The sequence below is a fragment of the Laribacter hongkongensis DSM 14985 genome (assembly GCF_000423285.1).
Taxonomy (GTDB): Bacteria; Pseudomonadota; Gammaproteobacteria; order Burkholderiales; family Aquaspirillaceae; genus Laribacter; species Laribacter hongkongensis.
On record NZ_AUHR01000008.1, the window covers coordinates 1 to 15,970 of the forward strand.

General features: G+C 58.6%; 19 protein-coding genes. 15 read left to right on the forward strand and 4 right to left on the reverse strand.

The features are described from left to right. The 15 genes from G542_RS18805 to G542_RS17535 form a co-directional block, all read left to right on the forward strand. The coding region (locus G542_RS18805; protein ID WP_034985472.1) for a tetratricopeptide repeat protein at positions 1-491 on the forward strand (491 nt) is incomplete at its 5' end. Between the two features lie 141 nt (positions 492-632). Beyond that, the gene (locus tag G542_RS17520) at positions 633-2,741 is read left to right on the forward strand and encodes a phage tail tape measure protein (protein WP_051189993.1); all 2,109 of its coding nucleotides are present in this window, start codon (positions 633-635) and stop codon (positions 2,739-2,741) included. A gap of 9 nt (positions 2,742-2,750) precedes the next feature. Further along, positions 2,751-3,296: a phage tail protein gene (locus tag G542_RS0109355; RefSeq protein WP_027823961.1), complete on the forward strand. Its 546-nt coding sequence runs from the start codon at positions 2,751-2,753 to the stop codon at positions 3,294-3,296. Positions 3,297-3,299: 3 nt separating this feature from the next. Beyond that, the gene (locus tag G542_RS0109360) at positions 3,300-3,518 is read left to right on the forward strand and encodes a tail protein X (RefSeq protein ID WP_012697109.1); all 219 of its coding nucleotides are present in this window, start codon (positions 3,300-3,302) and stop codon (positions 3,516-3,518) included. Then, positions 3,506-4,603: a phage late control D family protein gene (locus G542_RS0109365; protein ID WP_027823962.1), complete on the forward strand. Its 1,098-nt coding sequence runs from the start codon at positions 3,506-3,508 to the stop codon at positions 4,601-4,603. The genes G542_RS0109360 and G542_RS0109365 overlap by 13 nt, the downstream gene beginning before the upstream one ends. Next, positions 4,590-4,964, forward strand: a complete 375-nt coding sequence (locus G542_RS0109370) for a GPW/gp25 family protein (RefSeq protein WP_034985476.1) — start codon at positions 4,590-4,592, stop codon at positions 4,962-4,964. Before G542_RS0109365 ends, G542_RS0109370 begins: the two co-directional genes overlap by 14 nt. Beyond that, positions 4,948-6,033, forward strand: a complete 1,086-nt coding sequence (locus G542_RS0109375; RefSeq protein WP_027823964.1) for a baseplate J/gp47 family protein — start codon at positions 4,948-4,950, stop codon at positions 6,031-6,033. The genes G542_RS0109370 and G542_RS0109375 overlap by 17 nt, the downstream gene beginning before the upstream one ends. Then, on the forward strand, positions 6,030-6,620 hold the full coding sequence (locus tag G542_RS0109380) for a phage tail protein I (RefSeq protein ID WP_027823965.1): 591 nt from the start codon (positions 6,030-6,032) through the stop codon (positions 6,618-6,620). Before G542_RS0109375 ends, G542_RS0109380 begins: the two co-directional genes overlap by 4 nt. Beyond that, positions 6,617-7,768 (forward strand): hypothetical protein, encoded by a 1,152-nt coding sequence (locus G542_RS17525; protein ID WP_051189994.1) that lies wholly within the window; start codon positions 6,617-6,619, stop codon positions 7,766-7,768. The genes G542_RS0109380 and G542_RS17525 overlap by 4 nt, the downstream gene beginning before the upstream one ends. Positions 7,769-7,776: 8 nt before the next feature. Further along, the gene (locus G542_RS18030; protein WP_081666807.1) at positions 7,777-8,283 is read left to right on the forward strand and encodes a DUF4376 domain-containing protein; all 507 of its coding nucleotides are present in this window, start codon (positions 7,777-7,779) and stop codon (positions 8,281-8,283) included. Between the two features lie 117 nt (positions 8,284-8,400). Continuing rightward, on the forward strand, positions 8,401-9,675 hold the full coding sequence (locus tag G542_RS18990) for a tail fiber protein (RefSeq protein WP_211218810.1): 1,275 nt from the start codon (positions 8,401-8,403) through the stop codon (positions 9,673-9,675). Then, positions 9,675-10,166, forward strand: a complete 492-nt coding sequence (locus tag G542_RS16475; protein ID WP_081666808.1) for a DUF4376 domain-containing protein — start codon at positions 9,675-9,677, stop codon at positions 10,164-10,166. The genes G542_RS18990 and G542_RS16475 overlap by 1 nt, the downstream gene beginning before the upstream one ends. Positions 10,167-10,232: 66 nt before the next feature. Continuing rightward, complete coding sequence (locus tag G542_RS0109410) at positions 10,233-10,478, forward strand: holin (RefSeq protein WP_027823966.1); 246 nt, start codon at positions 10,233-10,235, stop codon at positions 10,476-10,478. Next, entirely contained in the window at positions 10,460-10,924 is a 465-nt protein-coding gene (locus G542_RS0109415; RefSeq protein ID WP_012697099.1) for a lysozyme, read from the forward strand. Before G542_RS0109410 ends, G542_RS0109415 begins: the two co-directional genes overlap by 19 nt. Further along, the gene (locus tag G542_RS17535) at positions 10,921-11,406 is read left to right on the forward strand and encodes a lysis system i-spanin subunit Rz (RefSeq protein ID WP_051189996.1); all 486 of its coding nucleotides are present in this window, start codon (positions 10,921-10,923) and stop codon (positions 11,404-11,406) included. The genes G542_RS0109415 and G542_RS17535 overlap by 4 nt, the downstream gene beginning before the upstream one ends. A 153-nt stretch (positions 11,407-11,559) precedes the next feature. On the opposite strand, the gene G542_RS18040 is transcribed toward G542_RS17535, so the two are convergent. The 4 genes from G542_RS18040 to G542_RS0109445 form a co-directional block, all read right to left on the reverse strand. After that, a complete protein-coding gene (locus tag G542_RS18040) occupies positions 11,560-11,736 on the reverse strand; it encodes a pentapeptide MXKDX repeat protein (protein WP_034985478.1) in 177 nt (58 codons plus the stop codon). Positions 11,737-11,798: 62 nt separating this feature from the next. Next, entirely contained in the window at positions 11,799-12,587 is a 789-nt protein-coding gene (locus tag G542_RS0109430; RefSeq protein ID WP_027823967.1) for a molybdopterin-dependent oxidoreductase, read from the reverse strand. Positions 12,588-12,597: 10 nt separating this feature from the next. After that, positions 12,598-13,194, reverse strand: coding sequence for a cytochrome b/b6 domain-containing protein (locus G542_RS0109435; protein ID WP_027823968.1), 597 nt, complete (start codon positions 13,192-13,194; stop codon positions 12,598-12,600). Positions 13,195-14,344: 1,150 nt separating this feature from the next. Beyond that, positions 14,345-15,937 carry a methyl-accepting chemotaxis protein gene (locus G542_RS0109445; RefSeq protein WP_027823970.1) on the reverse strand — a complete coding sequence of 531 codons (1,593 nt, stop codon included), beginning with the start codon at positions 15,935-15,937 and terminating at the stop codon, positions 14,345-14,347. Positions 15,938-15,970 lie beyond the last annotated feature (33 nt).

Here is a 15,970-nt window from a genome sequence, read left to right on the forward strand (position 1 = left end):
ATCAGCGCCAGGATTTCGACCGTGCCGAGGCGATGTACCGGAAAGCACTGGAGCTTGCACCGGACGACGCAAACACTACATGCAATTACTCTGGTTTTTGTTTAATCGTTAACAATACACCCGCTTTAAATCTGGTGCCGTCATTGGTTAAAAGGGTTATTGAACTTTCGGCACCACAGGCATCTCAAGTCATCGCAGAAGCATTGCTTTATGGTCAATTGCATTCAGAACTGAAAAATAAGCAACAGAGTTACTATCTAGGCCAGCTAAAAAGTCTGCTTAGCATGAACTTCAAAAGAGGCAACTGGGATTTTTCCTCCATCTTTAGTGCAGTTATGCCGAAAATTCCTCAAGAGCGACATGATCTCTATAAAGCTATCGGCGATGCCATCCTAGATGCTAATGCTGTCATATCCCTAGATGAATTCCAATTATGGAAAGAAACATTCCCGTCCGATCCGTTTGAAAGCAACATCAACAATCAAGATTGATAGCAATTTTTACATCAGCAGCAATATCCATTATTGAAGCGAATTTCACGCACTATTCTTTAAACAAGAAATTATCAATTAATATTTTTCGCATCTCACTAATCTGCCCGCCCTGTGCGGGCTTTTTTATTGGAGCCAGTCATGGACCTTGTCCAGTTCGGGGTCGTGCTCAAGGCGTTCGACCAGATGTCCGGTGTGTTTGCCGGGGCATCAAGTAAATCCGTCGCGGCACTGGGCCGGATCGACCAGAAGATGGGGGCGATATCGGACCGGTTTGATCGGTTTGGCGCCAAGCTAGCCGGAGATGGCGCCATGCTCACCGGCCTGATGCAAAAGCCGGTCAGCGCCTTCATGGAAGCGGAAGACGCCGCCACCGGGCTCAAGGTCGCCATGATGGGGGTCGGCGGCGAGGTCGACAAACAGTTCGGCTCCATCAACAACCTGGCTGTCGGGCTTGGCAACAAGCTGCCCGGCACCACGGCGGATTTCCAGAACATGATGTCTGCCCTGATCAAGCAGGGGGTGAGTTACGACGCGATTCTGGGTGGAGTCGGCGAGGCCGCTGCCTATCTGGGGGTGCTTCTGAAAAAGCCGCCGCAGGAAGCCGCCGAGTTTGCTGCCAAGTTGCAGGACGCCACCGGCACATCTGAAAAAGACATGCTCGGGCTGATGGATACCGTGCAGCGCATGGCCAATCTCGGCATGAAAGACAGCGACATGCTGTCTTTTTTCTCGAAGATGGGTCCGGCCATGGACACCATGCGTCGCAAGGGAATAGATGTCTCGAAAGAGCTGGCACCCTTCGGCGTGATGTTCGACCAGATGGGCATGCAGGGAGAGGCCGCCGGCAATGCCCTGCGAAAAGTGGTCCAGCTTGGCATGGATGCAAAAAAGGTCGGCAAGGTGAATGACTTGCTGTCCAAAAAAGGCATCAAGCTCGATTTCACTGACGGCAAAGGTGAGTTCGGTGGCATGCCGAAGCTGATGGCAGAGCTGGACAAGCTCAAGGGGCTGGACATGCAGACCCGGTTGGCAGCCCTGAAAGAGGTGTTCGGAGACGATTCAGAAACGCTCCAGGTGCTGTCGAAGGTCATCGACAAGGGGGCGGACGGCTACAACGAGGCGGTTGAAAAACTGGCCCGGCAAGCCACGCTGCAACAGCGGGTCAATGCCCAGCTCGGTACCCTGAAAAACCTGTGGGACGCTGCCAGCGGCAGCTTTACCAACACGCTGGCTTCGGTCGGAGAGCTGATGGCTCCGGAATTGAAGCAACTGACAGAATGGTTCGGCGACGCTACCCAGTCGGCCAGTGATTTCATCGCGGAATATCCCGGAGTGGCGAAAGTTGCAGGTCTGGCCACCGCCGGCATCGGCGGCCTGCTGCTGGGCATGTCGGCGCTGGCAGTCACGCTTGGTACTGTCACCCGGCTTGGCGGTTATGCCATGTCGCCGCTGGCCAAGGTTTTCAGCATGTTTGGCCGTAAAAAAGGCAAGGCCGGTGCAGCGGGTGAGGCCGCTGGCGGCATGGCTGATGCCATTTCCGTGCAGCGCGTCTTTGTCGTCAACTGGCCTGGTGGTGGCATGGATTTCGGCGGCGCAGGCGGTGGCAAGCCGGGTACGGCGGCCGGGGAAGTCGGCAAGAAATCCCGCCTCGGCCGGCTGATGGGCTCCATGAAAAACCTGGACGTTGGCCGGTTGGCCGGGCGTCTGGGGGCGGTGGCTGCGCTGGGTGCCGGTGTTTACGGTGCAGTGCAGATTGCCAACGACAAGACGCTTAGCCCGGACAAGCGCCGCGAGGCACTGGGCGAAACTGCCGGCAGCACCGCTGGCGGTGCGCTGGGTGGCTGGGGCGGCGCAGCGGCCGGGGCCGCGCTGGGAACCATGCTGTTGCCTGGCATCGGCTCGGTGATTGGTGGCCTGCTTGGCGGCCTAGGCGGTGGCACGCTGCTGGGGTCTCTGGGTGGCAGCCTTGGCAAGAGCCTGGCGGCGTCCCGTCCGGACAAGCCATCTCCTGCCCCGACGCCGCTGAACCCGGCTGCCGCCGCAGCCAAGGGCAATGCGACGGCACCCGCAGCGGCTTCAACAACCGTGCAGCTCAACTACTCGCCCACACTCACGATCCAGGGCGACCCGATCCCCGGCACCAAGGAAAAGTTCGCCCGCATGCTGTCAGAACACAAGGACATCGTGGTGCGGATGGTGCAGGACGTGGTCGAGCAAAAGGCCCGCACGGCGTACTCAGCATCATAAGGAGCATGCATGTTTGCCCAGTTGGGAGAGCTTCGCTTTGAGCTGATCAAGCACTGGGACGGCCTGCAAATCAAGGAGCAGACACGGTTTGCCAAGCACGAAATGGCCGCCGGCAAGCCGCGCCTGCAACATCTTGGCGAAGATGCGGTCAGCCTGACTATCGAGCTGTCATTCCATGAGTTTTTCTGCGACCCGCAAACCGAGCTGGACCGCCTGAAACGGGCGCGCGTGGCCGGCAAGGCGCTGCCGCTGGTGTGGGGAAACGGGCTGGTCGAGGGCGATTTTGTCATCGACTCGGTCAGCATCACTCACCAGAGCAATGACCCGTTTGGCCTGCTGACCTCGGTATCGGCATCGGTCATCCTGCAAGAGTTCGTCGACGAACTGCCGCTGGAAACCCGCAAGCGCGAGCAGAAAGACGCCGCGCCGGCTCGTGCCGGCAAGGGCTCCAAAAAGAAAAAGCCGGCCACCACAAAAAAAACCGGCGGTAGCTACAAGACCGTCACTGAGCAAAATGGCGACGGCGTGTCGTGGACCAAAATCACGAGGGACTAGCCGATGGAATACATCGAGCACATTACCTCCAGCGGCGAGCGATGGGACACGCTGGCCTGGCGCTACTACGGCGACGCCACGCTTTACCGCCCCATCATTGAAGCCAACCCGCATCTTCGCATCCTGCCATCACTTGCTGCCGGGCTGCCGGTCAGGATTCCCGTGCTGGAATCCGACGCCGACACCCTGCCCCCCGAGGACTTGCCCCCATGGAAACGCTGACCCCTGCCGGTATCCGCCGGCCATGGTTCCGGCTGGACTATGAAAAAAAGGATGTCTCGACCGACATCAGCCAGTTTCTCCGCTCGCTGACTTACACCGACCGGCAAAGCGGCGAGTCTGACGAAATCGAAATCAAGCTGGAAGACTGTGCCGGGCGCTGGATGGATGCCTGGTACCCCACCAAGGGTGACGAAGTCAGCCTGTGGATCGGCTACGCCGACGAGGCACCCATGCCGTGCGGCATGTTCCAGATTGATGAAATTGAAATGGACGGCCCGCCGTCCACGGTCAGCATCCGCGCGCTGGCCTCCGGCATCCGCACCGCCATCCGCACGCCGTACAGCAAGGCTTATACCGGCACCACGCTGGCGAGCATGGCCGCGCAGATTGCCCAGCGGAACCAGCTCACGCTGGCGGGCAACCCGGAGCCAGTGCCGCTTGGCCGCATCGCGCAGACGCAGGAAACGGATCTGGCCTTCCTGCACCGCATTGCGCGGGATTACGACCATGTCGTGAGCGTGCGGGGCAAGCAGCTCTACTGCGCACCCCGCGACAGCATCATCAACCGCGATGCCGTGTTGGTGGTGTCGAGCCTCGAGCAGATCAAGCGCTGGCGGATGCGCGACAAGACCAGCGCAGTCTATCGCAGTGTCACCGTCTGCTATCTCGACCCGAAAACCAAAAAGCTGGTCGAGCATACCGAAACCGCCGCGCAGCCTGCCCGCAAGAAAAAGGGCGGCAAGGAAACCGACAAGGTCAAGGACGAAGTCAATGACACGCTGAAAGTCAACGAACGCTGCGACAGCAAGGCGCAGGCCGTTGCCCGCGCCAAGGCGCTGCTGAAGGACAAGAACCTGAAAGCCGTCGAGGGCGAGGTGGTCATGCTGGGCGAGCCCCGGCTGGTGGCCGGCAACGCACTGGGGATCGATTGCCTTGGGCGGTTGTCCGGTGATTACACCATCACCGAATCGCGCCACGTCATTGACGGCAGCGGCGGCTACGAAACCACGGTGCAGATCCAGCGTGTGCGTGCCGGCAGCGAGCGTACCAACCGCAAAAAAGGGGCGGGTGATGACGGCCGCTGATGCCATTTACTGGTCGCCGAGACTGGGCCGGACTGGCGAGGTGGTGACGGATCTGGATGACATTAATCAGTCCATCTGCATCCTGCTGCGCACCCGGCACGGCACCGTGCCGCATGACCCCCTGTTCGGTACCGACATTTTCCGCTGGCTGGATGCCCCGGTAGACGTGGCCCTGCCCTCCATCGTGATGGAAGTGCGCGAAGCCATCCGCATGTTCGAGCCGCGTGCCGAGTTTGCCGGATGCACTGTCCGTCACCCTGCCCCCGGCCATGCCGTCCTCACCGTTACCTGGCGCCCGGCCGGTGAGCTTGCCGGTACCGGGCGCTCAACCGAGGTTGCCATTCGTGACTACGCCGCCTGACTACATTACCCGCGATCCGGCGGAACTGAACGCCGAACTGGTGGCCGCTTTCGAGTCCGCCACCGATAAAACCCTTTACCCCGCGCAGCCCGAGAGCCTGTTTATCAACTGGATGGCATGGCGCCTGAGTTTGCACCGCGAGCAGATTCAGGATGCTGCCATGCTCAACCTGGTGCGCTTTTCGCGCGGGCCGGCGCTCGATGCGCTGGCCGAAGACCGCGACGACCAGCGCCTGCAGGCGTTTGCTGCCGGCACGGTAATCCGGTTTGCCCGCACCACTCCAGCCCCGGCCCATACCCTGGTTCCTGCCGGTACGCTGGTCGCATCGCAGGACGGGGCCATCGTGTTTGTTACGTCCGATGCAGTAACCCTGCCTGCCGGGATTTCCAGCGTCGCCGTGCCCGCCAGTTGCACCCGGTCCGGTGTCGCCGGCAACGGTTTTGTCGCCGGCCAGATCCGCGACATCCTGTCTCCCATCGGCGCGGGCATCACGGCCAGCAACATCACCACCACGGCAGACGGGGCCGAGCAGGAAACCGACGAGCGCTTGCAAGCGCGGCTGCTGGCCGCGTTTGACCGCTACTCGGTTGGCGGCCCGCAGGCGGCGTATCGCCGGCTGGCCATGGATGCCCACCCTGGCATCATCGACGTGGCCGTTGTGCGCACCAATCCGGGCGAACTCACCCTGTATCCGCTGCTGGATGCCGGCCTGCCGGGAGAGGCAGCGGTACGCGCCGTGCAGGATTACGTGTCGGATGATTCGCGCCGGGTGCTGTGCGACACCGTGTTTGCCGCCAGCCCGGTCGCGGCGGATTACCAGATCCGCGCCCGGATATTGCCACTGCCTGGGGTACCGGTTTCCGACGCCATCGCCGCCGCCACGCAAGCCGTGCAGGCGCTGGCCGCCCGGCTGGCCAGCGAGCTGGGCGGCGACATCGTGCCCAGCCAGTTTGTATCGGCCATGCAGCCGTTCGCCCACCGGGTCGAGCTGGATCTGGCTTACCGCGCCTGCCAGCTGCATGAGTGGCGGCACTGCACCGGTATCGAGATTTCGGAGCTGACACCATGACAACTGCCCCACCCGATTTGCCCGATGTGCTGGTCGCCGATCCGCGCTTTGTCGAACTGGCCCGGCTGGTCGAAAAGGAGCTGGCCAGCGTGCCGGCTTCTTCTGTTCTGGTGCGGCTGATCGACTTCGCCCCGCCCGAGCTGCTGCCGGTGCTGGCCGAGGAATTCAGCATGCTCGACGACGGCTGGGAGCTGGCTGAAACCGAAGCTGCCCAGCGCTCCCTGCTCAAGCAGGCCGTCAACATCCACGCCCGCAAGGGCACACCCGCCGCCATACGCGATGTCTTCCGCGCAGTCGGGCTTGGCGAAATCCGCATCGACGAAGGCCGCTGCGGCAAGCGCCGCGACGGCACTTACCGGCGTGACGGCTTTGCCATGCGCGGCACCCACCTCGACCACTGGGCGCATTACCGGGTTGTCTGCGCGCGGCTTCTTTCGGTCAGGCAGGCCGCCGCCGTGCGCCGCATGCTCGAAAGCGTCGCCCCGGCCAGCCGTGAGCTGGTCGCCATTGATTTTTCTGATGCCGCGCTGATTCGCAACGGGTTTGCCCACCGCGACGGCACTTATACCCGAGGACTGATTCTATGAGTGGAACGCTGACCGAACAGGCAGATTGGCGCCCTGTGCGCTATTTCGAAGCCAACGCCCTGCTGACCGGCGGGCCGGATTGCCCGGACAACCTGCCCTTGCGCGATCTGGTTGCTCGTGATGAATACCTGAAGACCGCACTTGAAGGTCACGGCGCTGCGCCTGATCCGCACCCGCAGTATCTGACTGAAGCGGAGGGAAAACAGCGGATTGACGCGGCCGTTGCGGCGCTGGTTGCAGGTGCGCCGGGCACGCTCGACACGTTGAAGGAACTGTCTGACGCACTGGGCGGTGACCGGAATTTTTCGGCGACGGTGATGAGTCTGCTGGCCGGGAAGCTCGGCAATACCGAAACGGCAGCGGATGCGGCGAAGCTCGGCGGGCAGCTACCGGGTTACTACGCCAAGGCCGAAGACCTGCAAGGTCTTTGCGGCTTCAAGAACCTGCTGATCAACAGCAATTTCAGCATCAATCAGCGCGGTTATGTGTCTGGAACGCCGACCGGCACAGCAAATCAATACACGGTTGATCGATGGCGAGTCGTTGTCAGCGGGCAACGCATTACATGGACGAGCGATGGCAACACTCTCACGGTTACAGCACCGGCTGGTGGCATGGAGCAAGTCATTGAGGGTGCCGCTATTTCTGGTGGCATCTACCGCCTGTCATGGACGGGTACGGCGTCAGCGAGCGTTGGCGGCACTTCCGTTTCAAATGGTGAGGCCATCGCGTTGCCTGGTGGAGTCAACGTGGCCGTAAAATTTACAGTTGGAACTGTATCTCGCCCACAGCTCGAAAAATCTCTGGTGTCGACTCGATACGAAGAGCGTCCGCCCGGACTCGAGTTGTCATTGTGCCAACGCTACTACGAAAACGGCATTGCGAACTGGATGATACAGATCGGAAGTGGCGTCACAAATGGAAATTCCTATTGCTACTGGTCGCACCAGATCTATTTCAAAGCGACGAAGCGGGTCATTCCGACGATTATCAAGACTACGCCCGGTGCAAACCCTTACGTGCCCTACGTCGGCATCATGTGCAGCACAAATGAGCTGACACTCCATAACTCGCCGAATTATGTCGGGCAGACACCGGTTACACAGAACGCTTTTTCATTAACCTGGGCGGCTGACGCCGAGATATAGGAGTGCTTATGTATCAGCAGATCAAAGGCGGAAATGGGGTTATTCGTCTTCATGACGGTGCTGTTATCCCGGCTACTGATGGCAACCGTGACTGGCAGGCATATCAAGACTGGGTTGCGGCCGGGAATGCTCCGCTTCCGGCTGACGTGTCTACGAATGACGCTCTGCGCGACCGAGCATTGGAACAGCTCCCCGCATGGGAAAAAGCCGAGCGCGCCGCTGGGATCGAGCACGCCGGCCGGCGCTGGCTGACGACCACCGCTGCCCTGCAAGACATCCGCGACGTGCTGCTGGCCGGGGCGGTGCCGGGTGAACAGTGGGTGACAGCAGACCGCCAGATCGTGCCGATGACTCTGCCTGAGCTGCAATCACTGTGGCAGGCCATCACTGCGCGTGGCGCACAGATTTACCAGCGCCGGTTAGAGATGGAACAGCAGATTGACGGCATGAGTCGCGAGCAACTGGAGGCGTTTGTGCCTGGCTGGCCAGTGTCTTCGCAGGAGGCAGTGGCTTGACCAGACCATATTCCATGAGCCGGACCTGACCCACAGCTCCAGGGAAAATTCAAGACCGCACCGGTCATCTGATCCGGGCGGCGGTCGCCCGACAGAATACGGACATCTGTCACACCCGTGCAGATCACCGATTCACTTCCTTGGGGCTTTACCGTGCAGAACCCACTTCCACCCATCGACTCACAGGATGGTTTGTTCCATGACGGCAACCCGGTTACCGGCGAACTGGGCACCATACTCACCTCAACCTGGCTCAACAATGTTCAGGGCGCCATCCACAGCAATCAGACAGAACTGGTTTCCGTCCTGAGTGCAGCGGGTATTGCGCCGGATGCGGCCAGACCTGATCAGGTACTGGCTGCCCTGCAAGCACTGTATCTAGGCAAAACTGCCCAGGCCGCTGATTCGGCCAAACTGGAAGGTCATCCGGCCAGTTACTTTGCCAAGGCAGATGATCTGGCCAAGGTCGGCAGCGATCCGCTGCTGTGGCCACGTACCTCGCCATCCCGTACCCACATCCAGGCCGGCTATGCGCCACTGGACGGTCAGGAACTGAGCCGGGCGCTATATCCGGACGCTTGGGCAGCGATCCAGGCAGGAGCCGTGCCGGTGGTGACTGAAGCCGACTGGCAAGCTGACCCGCTCAAGCGCGGGGCTTACACCTATGGCAACGGCACGACCACGTTCCGCATGCCGGACTGGAACGGCAAGTCTGCTGGCTCGAAAGGGGCGGTGTTTGTTCGGGGTGACGGGGTGCTGTCTGCCGGTACGCCGGGCCGGATTCAAGGTGATGCGATCAGGAATATCACAGGCAAGCTCTGGAGCGCTAGTGACACCGGTATTCAGGGAGCATCAGCAGAGGGTGTTTTTGGGGTGGCTTCTCGTGGCTCTGTCTATCGGTTGTCAATTCAAGCATCCTCTGCTGCGGACTCATACGTCTTTGATGCATCCAGGGTAGTTCCAACGGCCGATGAAAACCGACCGCTCAACGTGACCGGCGTCTGGGTCTGCCGTCTTTTCGGGGCTGTGACAAATCCGGGATCTGTCGATGCCGCACAGCTTGCGACCGAGGTTGCACGGTTATGGGCGCAGAAGCTGGATTCCAGTGCTGCATTCGGAATCGGACAGGAACCTGTGGACGTCACTGCATCTCGGGTGTCAGGTGTTGCGTACTACAACACGACGGGACGGCCGATCACGCTGACCGGATCGATGAGTACATCGGGTCTCTCGTCTTTTTCGATATCGATTAATGACCGACCGGCCATGCCGTTCTGTTCTGCTGCTGCGAATACTTCTTCCTGCGGATCAGTACCGATCCCGGTCAATGCAAAATATGTCATAACAATCGCTGGTCAGATTGTCACTAAGGGCTTATGGGAGCTGCGCTGATGCCGTACTACAAAGACACCGATGGTGGAGTCCATTTTCTTGACTCTGCCGACTACGAAAACCTGCTGCCGGCCGGCTGCACTCAAATATCGGATGCCGAAGCTGCCGAGCTGGTCGCTCCGGGGCCGGAGCCGCTCGACGCTCTGCGAGACCATGCGCTGGAACTGCTCCCTGCATGGGAAAAAGCTGAGCGCGCCGCCGGCATCGAACACGCAGGCCAGCGCTGGTTGACCACCTCCGCCGCATTGCAGGACATCCGCGACGTGCTGCTTGCAGGGGCCGTGCCGGGGGGGCGGTGGGTGACAGCAGACCGCCAGATCGTGCCGATGACGCTGCCGGAGCTGCAATCGCTGTGGCAGGATATCACTGCGCGTGGTGCCGCCATCTATCAGCGCCGGCTGGAGATGGAGCAGCAGATTACCGGGATGGATCGTGAGCAGCTGGAAGCTTTCCGGCCCGGCTGGCCACCAGAGACCAGCACCACCGCATGACAGGACGCTTTAAGCGACCACCTTCTTTTCTGCCCGCCTCGTGCGGGTTTTTTCTTTGGGAAATACATGAAGCAAGAAGCATATGAGGCAACGGCTGCTGCTGTGGCCAGCAAGGCGACTTACGGCGGCGCCGGCGGATCGTTCGCCGGATTCATGCTCAGCAACGAGTTTGTCGCGCTGGTTGGCCTGCTGATCGCACTGGCCGGCTTTCTGGTCAACTGGCATTACCGGGCAGCACAGGACCGGCGCGACCAGATCGAGTACGAGGCACGTCTGCGCCGGGAGGAGGACGCATGCGTACACGACAAATAGCCGCAGCCCTGACGCTGTCAGCCTCTGCTCTGGTCGGGATTGCCCTGCGCGAGGGCTACCGTGACGCGGCATACATCCCGGTACCGGGTGATGTGCCAACCATCGGCTTTGGCACGACCGAAGGCGTGAAGATGGGCGACCGCATCACGCCGCCAAAGGCACTGGCCCGGGCATTGACCGACGTGCAGAAGTTCGAGGGAGCGCTGAAGCAATGCGTTCGCGTGTCGCTGCACCAGTACGAGTACGACGCCTTTGTCTCGCTGGCCTACAACATCGGCTCGGGGTCGTTTTGTGGTTCAACGCTGGTGCGGAAGCTCAATGCCGGAGATTACGCCGGCGCATGTTCCGAGATTGACAGATGGGTCTATGCGGGAGGGAAACGCCTGCCCGGACTGGTCAAGCGCCGGGCCGAAGAACGGGCTTGGTGTGAGGGGAAAGCAGTATGACTACGTTGCAACGCTGGCTTACCACTACCCTGCTCTGCCTGGTACTGCTGGCTGGTGCGTGGTGGCACGGCCACCGCACGGGTGCTGCGGGCGTGCAGGCCGAACGGGATGCCGATCAGGCCCGCATGATGGCGCAGCTACTGGCCCAGGAACAGGCTGCGCGTACCGCCGAACAGCAGCATGCCCAGGCTCTTGCAGCCATTGATACCCAATACCAGGAGAACGAACGCCATGCCCGACTTGAAAACAACAGCCTGCGCGCTCAGCTGCGTGCTGGCTCTGTGCGCCTGTCAGTCCCCGTCGCTGCCGGTAGCTGCAACCTGCCCGCAGATGACTCCGCCTCCGGCCTCCGTGATGCAACCCCGCGAGCCGAACTTTCGTCAGAGGCTGCTGACGATCTTGTCGCCCTCGCAGACGACGCCGATGCCGTAGTCAGGCAGCTGACTGCGTGTCAGGCGGTAATTGGGGAATATCTGCGATAGGGTATTGAGCAGAAGTTCAGGATTTTTTACGGGCATGCAGAAGTAACAGCTGGTTTTTTTTGAAAAAATGTATATGCAATTGTTCAGGGATGGACAACTAGCCAGTTCAAACAGGGCCGGTGCGCTTTTGGATTGCCCGGCCCCTCGCTGATTTTATTGCTTCATTTCATCCTTTTTCATCCCGTCCTTGTGCATGCCATCCTTTTTCATTTCATCTTTGGACATTGCATCCTTGGACATTGCATCTTTCTTCATCATGTCATCAGCTAAAGAGTGACCAGCAGCCAGCATAAGGCAGGAGGACATCAGGATTGCAGCGATCTTCTTCATGGTGTTTTCTCATCAAGTAGTGTTACGTGGCGAAATTGCCAGATGATCAGGGCAACTGCTAATCAGCTGCCGCCGAACCAGTTATACCCTTGGTCTTCCCAGTAGCCCCCGGGGTAGGTATTGGTAACGAAAATAGCTTGGATATACTTGGGGTTTTTGTAACCGAGCTTGGTCGGCATGCGTAGCTTCATTGGAAAGCCGTAGCGCGGTGGCAAAGTCTGACCGTCGTAGGTCAATGTCAATTGTGTCTGCGGATGTAGTGCTGTCGCCATGTCGATACTGGTGTAGTAATCGTCAGCGCACTTGAAACCAACATACTTGGCTCCCAAGTCAGCGCCGACCAGGCGAAGAAAAGTGGAAAATGGCACACCACCCCACTTGCCGATTGCACTCCAACCTTCAACGCATATGTGACGAGTCACCTGGCTGACCTGTGGTAATGCATGCAACTCATCAAGCGACCATGAGTGCCGGTCAGTGACCAGACCACTCACTTCGAGTCTAAATGTCGAGGCATCCACCTCCCGTACCTCATCCTCATCGTAATAGGCATTGAAAGGGAAAGGACGGGTAATCATTGATTCTGGATAGACTGGTGCCAGCTGGTTTGGATCGAATAACCAGCCCTGTACCCGGTCATTGAAACGAGACATTGAAAGCAGAGCATCTTCGACGCTTTTATCGTCAGTAATTGAACAGCCGGAGAGCAATGCAAGCCCACCCAATGTCATCGAACGCTTTAGGAAGAGACGGCGAGCCGGCAATTCGATGTATTTGCCCACATCCTTAAAGGTCTCCTGGAGGACTAGGTCACCGTTGATGATCATCGAGCTGGTTTTTTTAGATGACATGCTAGATTCCTTAGCGGCCACAGATCATCGCTATCAGCGTACGTGGTACTAGTGCTACCATGATTACATGGACACTAACGAAGGCGATCAAGGCACTCATTGCAAGAAAATGGATGCGACGGGCTGCTTCATAACCACCCAAAATCTCGCGTAAAACCGGAAACTGTACTGATTTCCACAAGACAAGTCCGGAAAGCACGAGAATGACAATGTCGGCGATTACAAACAGGTAGGCTGCTCGTTGCACCGCGTTGTAGTGACTTGGATCTGCGTGTGAAAGCTTGCCTTTAAATGCCTCCAGCAAGTCGGCTGCAATTGAGCGCAGAGACAAGGGGAAAAACCTTCTCCATAAGCGACCGCTTATAATGTTGAAGCACAAGTAGATCAGACCATTGACCACTAGCAACCACATCGCTGCAAAATGCCATTGAATCGCTCCTCCCAGCCAGCCTCCCAAGGTGATTTCTTTGGGAATGGCAAAGGGAAAGAAGGGTGACGCGTTGTAAATCCGCCAGCCGCTCATGACCATGATGACAACAGCGACAACGTTGAACCAATGTGTGATTCTTAGCCACGACGGATGAATGACGAGGTTGTTGCTGCCCATGCTGTTCCTTCTAGGAATCCCGCAACTCAGGTAGCAGTAAAGACCGTCAAACCAGGGAAATCCACCCTGTCAGCATGAACATGACCATCGGTATCCTGCCATGCATGAAATGTGTGGTTTCCTCGCATCTCGAGCTGCCCGGCCCAGGTTCAAGGAACGATTTTTGCATCAAGAAAAAAACCCGCACCAAGCGAGGTTTTTCAATCATGCAGCTCTCGTTGCCAGCCATCGGGCACTCGCGGGGAAATGGGCGCCCTCAGTAGCTGTAGCAGCATTTCCAGTTCCCGCATCATGTCTACCATGCAGAACACGCCATGCATGCGATGGACGTCGCCCGCGGGCAACTGGCCTGCCGGCTTCGGCCCGGCTCGTGGTGGAATAATTCTACAAACAGCCGTACGCCGTAGCATCGCTTGAGATCCTGATCTCAGGAATTGTCAGTTTTACGCTTCAGCGATCTCACGGCAATTTCAGGTATTACTTGAGTCGCCCCCCTGAACGAAACAAAAGCTTTGCCATCCATCAATGCAGAAAAATTAGAAAAACTTTCTAACACATTGTTTTAAAGCAATTTAATTTGAAGTCTATCCGATCGAGTATGGGCGCAATGCACACACGCCGCGATCCCGGATTTCCTTGAAATCCTTGGCTGGCGGAGGTTTTGAAAGAATCTTGCATCAACCTGTTTTCGTGCTACATAGTGCATTTCCAAGGGAATTTGGAGCGTTCGGTGCTACATCCGGTACTACACGTGTAGCACGTAGCACCGATAAACCCCATGGCAACCATTACAAAAGTCAAAGCTCAAGCAGCGAAATATCGTGCTGTGCACAAGTCAGGGTCAAGACGGACGGGACGATCATCTTTGGCCAAGGCGAGCCGGGCAATCTTGGCGGTACATCCTAGACCAAGATCAAAGTCCTGAAAAATTTCAGGGCAAGGGTTTTGGCAGGATTGCCATATATACGCTCCGGTTCATCTTTGGCCGGTTATAGCGTGCCGGCATCAACCCATGATTCCAGAGTTTATCTGGCCTGATGCCAGGCACGAAGCCATATCCGGGGTGCCACAGGTACTGTCGCTAAAACCCGGGGCGCTTTCATGATTCGGCCATTGTTGAAGCAAATCATCTTAAATTCCGGAAAATCAACTAACCGTTTGCCATCAACCGAAACCACGCAAGTTCCTGATTCAGGCTGGATGACGCTTGCTCCAGCCGTTCCATGGCAGGAGAAACATCAGCCATTTTCTGCATCATCAGGTCTGCCTGTTCAGTCAGTGCATTACTCGTTGCCACAATGGCCTGGCCATTTTCACTTTGTTCTGCCCCGGCTTGCGCAATCCGGACAACCTGCCCGCGAATACTGTCCAGTGCCACCTCCATTTCATCCAGCATCCGTGCCAAGCCTTGCTGACTGGTCTGGCCATGATCGCCAGCCTGCCTTACCGCCAGCAAGGTTTCATCCAGGGTTGCGGTAGCCAGTCCGATACGGTCGATCGCCGTCACGATGTTTCCGGTTGCGTCGCGACTGCGTTCTGCCAGGTTACGGACTTCATCTGCCACAACGGCAAATCCTCGCCCTGAATCACCGGCCCTTGCAGCTTCGATGGCAGCATTCAAGGCCAGAAGGTTTGTCTGTTCGGCAATGCTGCGGATCAGTGTGCTGACCTCCTGGATCATCTGGCTCGACTGCCGCAGGGCCAGCATGCTGTCGTCGGCCAGATCAATACGGCGCAACAGGGTCTGTGTATGCCCGGTCGTCCCGGCACACGTGCTCAGGGCCTCGGCGGCCCGCCCGGACACGACCGATGTTTCACTTTCTATCCGGGCCAGGTGCCGGGCAATCTGGCCTGCTTCATCATTGACCTGGCTTGCGGCCAGCCTCGACTGGTCAGCCCGCAGGGCCTGTTCCTGACATAGCTGCCTGACTGCTTCGCTGTGCAGGATGACCTGATGGCCTTCATGCATGCTGGTCTGGGCCTGCTGCTGCATGCGTTCGAGCAAGCTTGCCAGTTTGTCCAGAAACAGGTTGATGCTCGCTGCGGCCAGACCCAGTTCATCGTGCCGGGTTTCTGGCAAACGTACGCTCATCTCACCTTCTCCCAGTCGTCGTGCAGCCCGGTCCACTGCCGCCAGCCGTTGCTTGAGCCAGTGCGCCAGCATGCCTTGTGACAAGGTCAGGACCAACCCGGTCAGGATCAATGGAAGCAGTACCCACAGGCGCAGCTGGTCCAGCTGGCTGTCCATCCGGGCATGCTCGGCATGCATTTGTTCGCGCTGCCGGTCGAGTATCTGGTCGAGCTGCCTGACCAGCGGCGCCAGATACAGGCTGTACGCTGCATCCGGTATGGACAGCGCGTCCTCGGGCGCCGTTGCGCTGATCTGGATGGCAGACTGCATCTGACGGACGTAGCCTGCCCAGTTCTGGTGCAAGGCAGCCGGATCAATGCTGTTGCCGTGCTCAGGCTCAGCTTGCGCAAGCTCCTTCAACAGATCAGCCACATTCCGGTCTGCCTGAGCGAGCAGGCGGGCGGTTTCGTCCAGCAAGGGATCAGATTTTGACAGCGCCAGTATCTCGCCTTTGAGTGCATAAAGAGCTTTGGCATGGGCCTGTTGACGCTGGTTTGCAACCAGTTCGGACCGCGCCTGTTCCAGTTGCCAGGCGGTACTGGCCATGACAAGGCTCAGGCATGCAAGGGTGAATGCCACGGAAAACCACAGGCGCTGACTGATCGTGACCATATGCCAATTTCATGAATGTTTCGAATCGGCATA